Origin of the sequence: Candidatus Devosia phytovorans (assembly GCA_029202405.1) — a bacterium.
Lineage (GTDB): Bacteria > Pseudomonadota > Alphaproteobacteria > Rhizobiales > Devosiaceae > Devosia > Devosia phytovorans.
In genome coordinates this window covers 3511123-3523290 of the sequence record CP119312.1, presented here as the reverse complement: position 1 = coordinate 3523290, position 12168 = coordinate 3511123, and the positions used below count along the sequence as shown (strand labels likewise).

At 59.6% G+C, this 12168-nt stretch carries 9 protein-coding genes; 6 read left to right on the top strand and 3 right to left on the bottom strand.

Annotated features, from left to right (window positions below; translation table 11 throughout):
- The first annotated feature begins 259 nt into the window (after positions 1-259).
- The 4 genes from P0Y65_17130 to P0Y65_17115 all read left to right on the top strand — a co-directional run bounded on the left by P0Y65_17130 (position 260) and on the right by P0Y65_17115 (position 5537).
- On the top strand, positions 260-484 hold the full coding sequence (locus P0Y65_17130; protein WEK03895.1) for a hypothetical protein: 225 nt from the start codon (positions 260-262) through the stop codon (positions 482-484).
- 583 nt (positions 485-1067) lie between these two features.
- Positions 1068-1274, top strand: a complete 207-nt coding sequence (locus P0Y65_17125; GenBank protein WEK03894.1) for a hypothetical protein — start codon at positions 1068-1070, stop codon at positions 1272-1274.
- A 913-nt stretch (positions 1275-2187) separates the two neighbouring features.
- Positions 2188-4722, top strand: coding sequence for a recombinase family protein (locus P0Y65_17120; protein WEK03893.1), 2535 nt, complete (start codon positions 2188-2190; stop codon positions 4720-4722).
- Complete coding sequence (locus P0Y65_17115) at positions 4722-5537, top strand: DNA-binding protein (protein WEK03892.1); 816 nt, start codon at positions 4722-4724, stop codon at positions 5535-5537. The genes P0Y65_17120 and P0Y65_17115 overlap by 1 nt, the downstream gene beginning before the upstream one ends.
- A gap of 126 nt (positions 5538-5663) precedes the next feature.
- On the opposite strand, the gene P0Y65_17110 is transcribed toward P0Y65_17115, so the two are convergent.
- The 3 genes from P0Y65_17110 to P0Y65_17100 are packed head-to-tail and all read right to left on the bottom strand — an operon-like array spanning position 5664 to position 7917.
- Positions 5664-5918 carry a hypothetical protein gene (locus tag P0Y65_17110; GenBank protein WEK03891.1) on the bottom strand — a complete coding sequence of 85 codons (255 nt, stop codon included), beginning with the start codon at positions 5916-5918 and terminating at the stop codon, positions 5664-5666.
- A 30-nt stretch (positions 5919-5948) separates the two neighbouring features.
- Positions 5949-6944 (bottom strand): hypothetical protein, encoded by a 996-nt coding sequence (locus P0Y65_17105; protein WEK03890.1) that lies wholly within the window; start codon positions 6942-6944, stop codon positions 5949-5951.
- Complete coding sequence (locus P0Y65_17100) at positions 6928-7917, bottom strand: helix-turn-helix transcriptional regulator (protein WEK03889.1); 990 nt, start codon at positions 7915-7917, stop codon at positions 6928-6930. The genes P0Y65_17105 and P0Y65_17100 overlap by 17 nt, the downstream gene beginning before the upstream one ends.
- A gap of 1295 nt (positions 7918-9212) precedes the next feature.
- Between P0Y65_17100 and P0Y65_17095 the strand changes: the two genes are divergently transcribed.
- Both P0Y65_17095 and P0Y65_17090 read left to right on the top strand, forming a co-directional pair.
- A complete protein-coding gene (locus tag P0Y65_17095; GenBank protein ID WEK03888.1) occupies positions 9213-10121 on the top strand; it encodes a hypothetical protein in 909 nt (302 codons plus the stop codon).
- Between the two features lie 248 nt (positions 10122-10369).
- Entirely contained in the window at positions 10370-11767 is a 1398-nt protein-coding gene (locus P0Y65_17090; GenBank protein ID WEK03887.1) for a hypothetical protein, read from the top strand.
- The last annotated feature ends 401 nt before the right edge of the window (positions 11768-12168 follow it).

Here is a 12168-nt window from a genome sequence, read left to right as displayed (position 1 = left end):
ACCTCGAGGACTTCGACGCTTCCAGACTTGTCGTGCCCGAAGAGCTGCTGTGGACCTATCCTGACCGCTTTCCGTTAGGCGGCTGCTGGGCTTCGTCGATATCGCGCCTGCCCGTGAACCGCGAGCCCTCGATTAAGCAATCCGGAGAGGCAACGCCGTTATCGTGTTTGGTTCAGGGCCGTCCTGTAGGACGTATTACGGGGATATCGGCGGAACCTTGCGGGCCGCCGACCGCTGTCCGGGTTCAAGGAGACCAAAGATGACGCAACCCGAATCCGAAACCCCCAAGACCCGTGACCTGAAAGATGTCGTGCCTGGCAGCGATGCGGATGAAACCCCGGCATACAAGGACGATGAGAAGCCACGGGAGCGGAAGCCCGAAACCGACGACAGCGCCGAAGTTGTGGACGGAGAGCAGCTCGACGACAACATCGACGACCTGGGGAACAAGAGCGGGGGAGGGAGCTTGGACCAGCCCACTTGACGCTCTGAAGCGGTGATCGGGCGTAATGTTGCGACGCTGTCGCAGACGCCTCACTACGCCGTCGTCGCCAATGATGCGTGGTTCGGCCGCTGGAGACAGCACCGGCCCTAAGGCAGACACGCTGTACCAGCCGACTACCGTCGCTCGTTGACGTAACTTGGCGTTGGATGCCGGGGCTAGCAGTCTTTGCCTACGATCATGTCTCGAAACAGGTCCGGACACCGGCCCTGTTCGGGCACACTTAAGATGTGCCGGAACGGCCGTCACCGACGATCCGGTGCAGCATGTCGTGTAATCGAAGGCGGATCGCCCCGTCTCCCGGCCGACAAAGGGCGTGGGCGAAATCGCTAGAAATATGTCGCTGCGGGACCTTGTTTTCCCTAAAGCCGGCGCCCAGCTAATGTCGACGCACTCGTTGCACTCCGCATGCCGGCTTGCCCCGCATGACGAAAAACCGGTTCTTTATCGGCGATGCCGAAGAAGTGCGTGTCCCCCAAATCCTCCCAATTCCACGGTCGGGAACCGTGCCGGAAGGCTATTGGCCGCGCTTCGCATCGCCTCGCACCGACGAGGACTTCGACGCATGAAGGATATCACCCCCCGTATTACCCCGTCGTCGGCGGACGCTTGGCACGCCAATTTTGGCGCGGCGCTCGCTCGTTGGGCTAGCCGGCAGTCCGAGATGACGACCCGGCATTTGGTATCCCAAAAAAGAAAGGGGCCGAAAGTAGTCGACAACCCAAAACGAATCGGTATGATGGGCTTTGTCGAGGCAAGAAAGGTGAGCTGATGACGACTACGGTTACGAAAAGACGCTTCGGCGATCCCAAACAATCCAGCCGCTTCGTTCCCCGAGGCAATCTGGGTCGATTGCCTGACCGGGCTTGGGGGAACGCGAAGATTCCACCTGTGCGATGCGCATCCGACCGAATGGCGGCCGAGCAGGCATGGCAACTGATTTCCTCCGGCGGCAAGAAGGCGGTGGCAAGACATGAAGTCTGATCAGACGGAAATCAGAGAGGACGCCCCGGCATCCTGCAGGGAGGATCAGACGGCGTTGGAGCTGTGGCGCTCTGCGTTCGTCGATGCGCGACGGCTTGCGCGTCGGACCCTCGATCTGCGTTCGGCTCGATACCGACATCGCCGGACCGGCGCCGTCCCGTAGGCGCCGGTCCGCTCCCCATAAAGCACGCATAGGCGCTCCCGCCCATGCCCATCTCAAGTCCACGTGGACAAGGGTGCTGTCAAACCGCTCGCACCCGTCGATAGCTGCCGTCCATACGGCGAAAGGAATTGGAATGCACGGTCCGAAGAACAACTGGCCGATCCCGCCTCGTGCCCCCCGACCGGTTTTCTCGGCTCAGCGCCGGGCCCTGGTCTCGTCGGCCGCGCCGCTCGAGCGTGTCGACCTTAACCGGTCGGCTCGGGCGACCGAGGTAGAGTACGTCTATCCCTCCGGCTCCATGGCGGAGCCGGAAGCCCGGGCAATTGCACGCAGGCTCGGCTATCGGCCGCCGCATTGGCAGAAGCCTCCCGGTCGCCCGTTGCGGACAAGGGCCCGCGGCTAGCCCGGGTCCACCCACCGATCCGATCGCATGGGCGGTGCGCCGCCCATGATCTTCAACCGTCCCTCGAGGGCACGGGTAGCGGAGCTATGCCTGCACCCGACGACAGTTGCCGTCTTTACGGCGAAAGGATTTCGCATGAAAAATCAGAAGCAGCACTGGCTCAACGACCCAAGGCTTGCGCGGCACGCCGCTTCCAGCAAGACCTCCAAGCTGGCCTACACCGCTGCCGTGGTGCCGCGCGGCAGTACAGAGGCGGACTCGGTCGGCAAGAACTTCGTTTATGTCCGCCATTCCACGGCCGAGCAGGCCAAAGGCTATACTGTCGCGCGTCAGCTCGACCCGACCATGAACTTTTGCGCTACGCAGGGTATCGACGTGGACCGGGTCTTCATCGATGCCGGTGTCTCCGGCGCCATCTCTGATCGTCCCGCTCTCGACGATTTGAAGGCGGAATGCGCACGCCACCCCAACAGCACCGTCTACACGCTGGACACGAGCCGCTGGGCACGCGACCACGAAGCGGTGGCCCAACTCGCTGTCGAGATGCGCGAGGTCAAGGCCCGGCTCGTCTATGTAGACATCGGCGATGTGGATGCGGACACCGCGGCGCAGTCCCAGCTCGACAGCGTGAAAGAGTATCACAAGCTCCAAAAAACGATGCGCGACGGCAGACAACTGGCGGTGCTCGACGGCAAATGGATGGGCCGGGTACCGTTCGGCTATGTCAAGATCGAGGGCAGGATCTATCCGGACGGCGAAAAGTCCCAGTGGATCGCCAAGATGTACGAGTGGCGTGTTCTCGAGCAGAGCTATAGCCAGATCGCGCGGACACTCAATCTCGAGAAGGTCCCGACGCCGTGCAAGGGCAAACTCGAAGGTAAGGTCCACAAGTGGACTGCCGAGATGGTTTACCTGGTCCTGCGGCGTGAGATTCATCGCGGCCTCACCGTTTGTCACATTCCCATTTTCGATTGGGAAAAGCTTCCGGGCGTCACGGGGAAAAACCTGCGCACGAGGCTCGAGGTCAAGACCGAATGGGCCAGGATCGTATCCGACGAAGTCTTCGAGAGCGTCTGGGGTAAGCGGGGCGTCGGATACTCGAAGAGGAAAAGCTATCCCTACGTTCCCTCGGGCAAGGTCTGTTGCCGCGATTGTAACTTGTCCCTGCGCGTTCAGACATCGCATGGCGCTATCCACATGAAATGTCCGCATGTCGATCCCGCGCACGTCTGCCGTGAGGTCCGCTTCTCCGAGCCCAAGATCGAGACGCTGGTCTGGCGGACCATCGCCGATGCCGTGGGAGCCGAAGCCAGGACCGCGTACAGCGACAACTTCAGGCGCCAGCGCGAGCTCGAATTCGAGGCCATCAAATCTCGGCGCGACGAGCTTGCCGAGCAGATTCTGGAACTGAACCGGGCAGAAGAGACGACGTTGTCGGCCGCGTTCGGCGACGTCGAGCTTCTCGCCATGCTCAAGCCGAGACTGCTGGCCTCGCGACAGCTCGCGGCGGATAAGCAGGACGAACTCGACGGGCTGCCGCACGTCGGCGATCTGGAGACGTTCCTCGACGGCTGGGACGTGCCTTTCGTAACGGCTCTGGAGATGGCCTCGGGGACGGTTCCGTTCCGGCCCGTTGACGAGGCCAGCCGTCAGGTGCTCGAGCTTGTCCGCGACGCGATCGACAAGATCGAGTTGGTCGAGGTGGAAGACGGACGGTTCGACGTGTTTATCACCCCGTCGGCGATGCTCTGGCGTGGGACGGAGCCGGCGGCGCCGCGTATTTTCCGCTCCGAGATCGTCACGGAAGCGCTGGGACGGAAGGACATTCTCGACCGTGAGATCAAGCGTATGTTGGCCCACAGCAAGTTCGACTTTACGCCGGACGATATCGCTCCGCTCGATCCTCACGGCATCTACCGCAAGCAGTTCAAGGACGACGGCACCGTGGCGAGATGGATGGCGGTCGCGGTCGTGCTGGGGGAGAAAACCTACACGATCCTCCGACACATGAACCTGAGCGAGCATCAGCAGGACAAGGCGCGCGCGTTCTGGAAGACGCACGCCGGCAGGGAAATGTACCGACTGCTCGCGGTCAAGTTCGGCGTGACCATGGACGAGGAGCGGACCCGGCCCAAGCACAATGCCACCAAGTCGCAGCGCGTCAAACTGGTCGAGAGCCGGCACGACATCCTGCGCTATGGTCCCGCCGATCCCGAATCCGGCGAGATCGAGGTGTCGGACGCGGACTGGGACCGGTTGGTGGAGGCCGGACTGGCCAAGGATTCCTCCAGGCTGTTCTGCAGCGGCCACGTCGGCGACAGGCGGCATATTAACGGTCTGCTTTGGCTGATCCGGACCGGTTCGCGCTGGAACGAGATGCCTTCGGAGTACGGTCAGTATCCCCGCATCGCCACTTTGATGCGTGCCCTCGACAACAAGGGTGTCACCGGTCGCCTGACGCACGCTCTGCTCGGTGCCCGGGGCATCGAACCGATCGCGGACGTCGGGACGGTTCCGCGGTTTTCCGATCGCGCGCTCATGCGAAGCGGCAAGCCGAAACGCGTCGCCATGCCGTATGACCCCAGCGTTATCTGGAGGGGGCGGAAAGGCGACCACGCCCGCAGGGTCGCGCAGGCCGCAGCGTTGAAAACCGGTACGGGAGAGAAGTGATGTTGGATAGCGTGATCGAGGACGCTTTCGAGGAACTGGCCGCATCGGGCGCCATCCCCTCCGTCCGCCAGGTGCGGGCGAAGATCGGTTCGGGCTCCATGACCCAGATCAGCAACGTCGTGGCGAGGCTGAGGTCGGACTTCGTGCTGCGGAACTCTCCGCGGCACGAAGTGCCCGACGCCATGAGGGAGCAGTGCGAACGGCTGACGTCCAAGATGTGGTCGTTTCTCAAGGCCGAGGCCGATGCGCAGGTGGAAGAGGCGAAAAAGTCGTCCGAACTTCGTGTCGAGGAGATGGGTGCCGCGTTGGCGGAGGCCTACGCCGACGCGGACGTGATGCAGAAGCGGATCGACGAGCTCGAATCCGCGCGCGCCGAACTCGCCACACGCCTTTCCGCCGAAATCGCGGCGGGGAACGCGGTCAAGCTTGACCTTGCCGTCAGCCGTCAGCGTTTCTCGGATCTTTCGGACCAGGCGAAGATACTGCAGGGTCTGGCGGATAGTCTCGCCCGGAAAAAGCCAGACGCGACTTCCGAGGGTGCGCTGGTATTCGGTCGGGACGGCCCCTTGCGGACGACGACGGTCGAGGCGGTCGGAAAGCTTTTGCGCGACCATATCGCCGAACACGGCGAGATCGTTCGGGAGCACATCGCGCAGACGGTGGAGGGTCTAGCCGATGCGCCTCGCAAGCGATTGGAGACCGCCGTGGAGAAGCTGATCGAGGCCGGAACGCTGGTCCACGACGAAAGCGGCGGGACACTCGCCTTGCCGGCGCAACAGGAGGTGGCGCCGGATGCCGTCGACGATCAGATTTAGCTCTTGCATTTCCGGTCACGGTATTTGGACCGTGGCCGGAAACAGCGGATGGTTTGGCCCCCCTGGCCGTGAACAGGTGCAGGCAAGGTGTGCCGTACCGTAAAATAGCCCTAGGAGATCGTATGACTAGTTCGGCGTGAGACTGGGCGGCTTCACGAACAACTCGGCCAGCGGGCCGTCCAGGTCGGCATCCTCACGCCGGTCCAGCAGACGGCAGGATTTTCGATCTGGGGGAACCGCGATAACCTCGTACGTGCTGAAGATGGACCGGCCGTCACGCTCCTGCGCGTGCACCATGAGTGAATCGATCTGCCGGTTGTAGGTGCCGTCTTCGCGCAAACCGTCGAAAAGATAGTGGACGACTGGCTCCTGGCTCGACAACGGCGTCCACGGATGAGCCCAATCTTCAGTCTACCCTGCGGCTTCCAGCGATCTGAACCGTTTCGCGATCGAAGCCCCTATGCCTACGATATCGTTATGTCCGCAGCCGGTCAGATCCGGCTGCACGAAGCGAAGCAAATCGGCGGCGTCATCGGGTCGCCCATAGGCGGGAAACGTGGTCAATCGCCAGTACGCCGCCGCGACACCGCTGCCGAAAGCGGCGACGGGCTTTCCGAGGCCAGCCAGCGCCCTCGCGGTTGATCGGACCATCGCCATGTCTGCATAGTATCCGGTCCAGTAAGACTCCCCGTGAAACGCGAGGGGTTTCCTTTCGACCTGCTTGATCCAGACGATCTCGGCACGGACGGACAATCGATCGATCAGATGCTCGGCGGCATCGCTTTCGTGCCTATCGAAAAAGACTGGGGACTGGAACAGGTGAGTCAGACCGGGCAGCCAGTCCTCCACGACGACCAGCTTGTCGTAAACGAAAACAGCCTTTCCGGGTGCGCTCGTCGGGCGCCACAGCATGTCGTCTATGACGAGACAGCTGTCCAAACCCTTTTGGACCTGCTCTCGCCGGACGTCATCGTTGTCCAGCACGATGTCGGAGTGGCCCCGCCAATACTGCCGACTTGGCGCCTTTCGCCATGGGTCCTCGCGAGCGCGGCATGTTCTGACGATATATCCAGGGTGGTCGAACCATTCCGTCGCTTCTTCGGGATCGTCCAGTTGCGTTGGGTCGGAACAGATCTCGTCGGCCGTCGCCCGTTCCATATCGACTAACGGAGCCGGATCAGGATGGGCGAGGATCGCGGGTCGATAAAGAACGCCTTCGTACGCGCGCAACTGAAAGTGTCTTTGAAAGACATCGCAGGAGGCGACGACGGGGGCGTATTCTGAACCGACGGAACGCACCTCGAACGGCGAAGCGAGCATACCGAACGAGAACTCCAGACGTCCACCCGGTTTCCTCCTCGACATCTCGTACAGATATGGAAGAGAGAGTTTACGAGTCGCCGTCATCCACGAGCCTCAGACGGCGGACGAGCCCGCCAAGATAGAACTCTCCCCCGGTCCTCTTCCTTATCGGATCTTTCGGAGTTGTGTCGCCCGGTCCCTGCCGAATACTGGCGCTGCCGTCGTTCTCGTCGACGTAGAGCAGCTTCCCGCCGACCTCGGTGGCGTTGACGATGTACATGGTCCCGTCGGACGTCGGCGGCAGATAGACGTAGCGGTTGTCGCCGGTTCCCCGTTTGCTGTCGCGCAACATCTCCGCAGGCAGCTGCAGCCTGTCTTCGGACACAAGAACGACACCGTTTTTGAAGACTAAGATCGGAAGACCGGGGGCGGTCGACCGAAGCCAGTACCAACCCAAGGTGGCCTTGTCTTCCGGCAGGGCGTCCGAATTTCGCAGGTTTACCCATGATGTCGTGTTCTCGTCGAGTACCGGCAATTGTCCGGATACGAGATACTCCGGTCTGCCGCCCAGACTGAGCGCGTATCCGATCAACCTGTCGAGCGGAATGGTCGAATAGCCGCTTTCATGATTAGAATAGGTGGTATTAGGCCACCCGAACTTGTCGCAAGCCTCAAGCATTGTGCCGAAGCCGGCCGCGAAACGCATCTCTCTCAGACGCAGTGCGGCCTCTCCCTGATCCACTCCGTGGGCAGCAGCGACGATGACCGCGTGCAGTCTGTCGGCAAGCCGGTCGAGTTCGTTATCGATTTCGCCGGTCGCGAGATAACGAGGTGTAACACCGAAAGTGTTCGCGGCGCGATGCAGCACGTTCTCGGTGAGCCTGGTCCCTTCGGAGGAGCGGTACGCCGGGAGGGAAACGCCGACGGCAGCCGCGGCGTCCTTGCTGACAACATACCCTGCCGCCAGCCGCGCCGCCCTCAATCTTAAAGAGGCCTGCGCCATCCTGTCCTCGCTGTTGAGCAGTCGCAGGATTACCGATGTTCGCTTCGATTTGGAAGCGCGCTCCGCCTTTCTCATGCCGACACCGGCGAAAAGTTGGACTGAAGTACCCCCTTTGGCGACCACTTGCGAAGCGCCTTAAACGTAGGTTTGGCACTCCCAAGGCCCGAAGCTGCGCAATATCTGGATTGAAATTGCCTTTGTGCGTCATAGGCTTGCGCTGAACACGCCTCATGATGACCGATGGGGGTGGAGCTATGTAGATCCACCCCCATCGGTATACGTAAGAAAAGTCCAACTTTTTCAACGCAAGCCACTGAAATCTATGGCGAGATTTCTAGGCTGTCATATCGACATTTCGACCGGCCACGTTCCAGGTTCCACACGGCAATCTCGCCAAACAGGAGAACTTCTGAACAGGCAGTGGTTAGCTCCGCCCGGCGACATCAACCGAGGTCCTCGGTCCAGGGTGGCGACATTAACAGGTTATCACGCTCGCTGCGGCCAAGAGCGGCCTCGAGTAAGCCCAACCTCTGCTGCTACATAGCTGGACCGAATATCTCCGCTGGATTCGCTGCGCACCAGGGCCTTCATCTCGCCTGTAGGTGGATCCATTGGGATCAGACGGAAGCAAGGACCACCATGTTGCTCTTGCTCGCATGTGGCATATATTTAGGAACGTCCGCTGCACACGTGGCAAGCCACTGCGCTGTCTGATCGAGCATGAGTTCACGTAAGATGGAACTTGTGATGAGAAATGCTTGCATGGCTGCTAAAATGTGTAATACTTCGCTAGGGCGATTCCACGCAGATTTTTCGCGTCGAGAAAGAATTCGCTTCAGCACACATCAGTAGTGTTTTGCGTAACGTTATCGTAGCCATAACGTTACAGCTGTTATCGCCCCCTCATGCACTCGTAGCGCTTCAAGTGTTACAGGTCTCGCAATTATTTAATTGCGGGTTGCTCGGACACGGTGCCTTGTGGCTGTATCGGCGTCTCTTTCCGCCAGTGTGTAGGCTTCAATCTGGACGCAATCAGCGTGTCATCTTGATCGCACAAGCATTTTTAATAGCGATCGCTTGGCGATTTTCTGTGGGTCTCCCCATTGGCGACACCATCGATCCGGTTGAAACGACCATGGGTTTCACTTCTTGGGAGCACCATCGGTGGATGCATATTCTTTCCTTGAATATTCACATCGCTTCGCCATCGGCGACGTCATGCCATCCCACATCGCCGAAACTTTTAGAAGCTTGCACGATCAACAGGTTGCCAGTCGTTCAAGATGATACCTTAGATAGAATGGCCGGCCGTATCCCGAACTTCCCGGCGTTAATTCCCTGCTTGTTACTTTCTTCGAGGCGCCCTTCTAATGATCAAGCCCGAACTGACGCCGAGTTACGATATTTCCTTGAGGAACATTTTTGCCGCCGGAGGGCGATCGTTTCTCCGAATGATAGCAATGGTCGGCGACGAAAAACTGGACACGGACGTTTCGAAAATAACGAAGAGGAACGTGGACATGCTCAGAGAGAGCGGGGAGGAGATACTGCATTTGGAGTACCAGCGATCCCACGATGCGAGAATGTCTTTACGAATGCTCGACTATGGTGGCGCCATCCTGTCCGCTCTGACATCGCAAGATGCGAAGTACAACCGTTTTTCCCTCCGACAAGCACTTATCCATGTCGGGAGGTCCGCGCACCAAGCCAAGGGCAAGGGCGAAGAGCCGTTCGGCGAACTTATTACCTTCAGTCGCGGTAGTGTCCGAGTGCGGTATAGGTCGATCGGTACGCTGGATCTTCCGTTGGATGCTGCCGAGAACTGGGACGCGGGCGATGCGGCCCTTTCGATCATCTGTCGCAACGGTGATCGAGACGACATCATCTCCAAGGCGCTGCGATTAATCTACGACCATCCGAATGCACCCGAACTTCTGGGATGCTACCTTCGATTGGGAATGGCGGTGGAAGGAGCATATGGGAAAATCATACTCAGGAGCACGGCAATGGGCGCAGAAATCGACTTGGAACAGATCCCTCAATTCCGCGACATGATGGACTCGAGGATCGAGAAGGCGGTCCGTGCAAAGTCAGAGCAGATTTTCTGGGAAACGGCCAAAGACCTCTTCCCCTACGACGAGATCGACGACGATTTGAAAGCGGCGGTGGCCGGCCTCACAACTCCGCTCATTGATGCAGCAAGACGCTCTCTGCGAGATCACGCCACTTTACGCGAAGCTGTTCTGGGGCCATCGACACAAGAGATTGGGTCTCCATAGGCATCCGTCGTTACCGCTGCAGCCATCTACCGCCAGCCCGGAATAGCACTGCTAAATCATCAGATGTTTGTCGGTATCGGCCTTGTTCTCCGCAGCGAAAGCAGACGGTTCAGCCAATACATCGGGTCTTTCGCATACATCGATATTCCCCCGGTTAGGCTATGCAACCTCAACTGGGCGCCGCTTGCCCTATGGACCGCCTGACGATGCCGGTGGATAACGAGGGTATTCGACCAGGAGATCGCGACATGTGGATCTATGTTCCGGTAAAGGCGGACGACCCGGACGGTGAAGCGCCGGAAGCTTGGGTCGGAAAGATCGAAAATTCAGGCCTTCCCAAGGGCGCTTGGAAATTCGAGGCGGTCCGTCATTCCGAATTTGCCGGCGTGTACAACGGCGATCCTTTCACAGACGCGTCCACCGTGGTCGGCTTGCTCGACCACCAGCGCCAATGCACGTTGGTCCGACCGTTCCTTGCGCGAACCGATCCGGGATCGATCGGCTCCGGCCTATATGCCAGGACGATCGTCTCGGGCGAGTTCCAAGCTTTAGTGACAGGCCTGCAGTTTCCTGATTCCACGGACGGGGTCATCGATCGCCTCTCGTTCGACTCGCCGTCCTTCGCAGCTTGGTACGGGACTGCCGCATTCAAGAAAGATTACGACCTCGAGGTGAGAAAGCCCTCGATGGAGATCCTCGATACGCTCCGGGAGAGCGTGTCGCTGTCGACCGGCGAGACCGTGGAGGTGGCATTGGGCGCGGAGGTCAGTTCCCGCGGGTCGTCGGCGTCTGTCCGGACGGCAAGCTCGTTCCTCATGAAGTTCGGGACGCCCGCGAACCTGGACCATGTCATCGAGGTGGCGGGCGAACTGGAAGTCCTGTTCGGTTTTCTGATCGGTTTCCGCAGGAAACCGCCGACATTCCAGATATCAGTCGCCGACAATACGGCGACCATCGACCTGGCAGGGTGGAATTGGACCGCGCAGGAGCTGCCCGACCACTTCAGGCCGCTTCACGTCCGTGGCCTAGGCGGCGGCAATCTGAAAGCTGTCCTAAGTCGCTTTATGAGCGACCGGTTAAGTCTCGTCACGAGGGTCCATGCGGTCGAGTTCAGCCGCTTCTTTTCCAATAACTTGAACGACAGGTTTTCCATGGTCATGCCTGTTCTGGAGGAATACCTGCTTAACCGATACAAGACGGGCGACGAACAATCGTATCTGGACCTGAGACAAGAGTTCTTCGACTGGATCGAAGCCTCGCCAAACAAGAACCTTGCGGAGTTCTCCAGAAAACACGTCAAAGTCGTCGAGCAAAAAGCTCCGGGGTTGGCGACGTTGATCGAGCGGGCCATAGACGATGTCAACCGATCGAATTTCGCATTTCCGAGGCTTTTGGCGAAGCGCATCCAGAACCGACGAGGAAAGGTGTTCCACTCCGCTCCGTCGATGACGGCGGATGAGGCGCGCAAGTTCTATGCCGAGGTCCGGGCCGCTACCGGTCTCCTCCTCCTACTGACACTGAAGGACCTGGGCATCGACATCGCGACCCTGTCGGACAGATACTTCGCGTTATGGGATCTGCAGGGCTTCTTTCGCCCACAGGATTCCGCAGAGACGGCCGAGCCCAGTGCAGTCGAGCAGGAGTAGCGAGGCGGTCGCCGAAATTACTGAAGTGTCTGGCCGAAATCGACAGCTGCCTGTGTTGGACACCTCGGGAGCAGGGGGCGAGATCAGCAACGCCCGTGCATTTACGACGGGACACCCTTCGCGCAGGGGCGCTGCAACGGCAAAGCGGACATGCGCTACGGCGCAAACACTGTCTTGTGCTGAGAGAATTGTGGCTGCAAGTCAGATCGGCCTCTGTCTACTGGTCAAACATTGCTCCGTTCGAGCAGATCAACTTTCCATGTAAACAAGCAAAAGCCCAGATCTCTGGGCTTTTGCTAAGAAGAGCCGCCCGATTTCAAGCAGCGCAATATATACATCCACGACCTGCATATCGACACATCCGGCTCCAAACCCGGAATTTCCACTAGCCCCGCGGACAA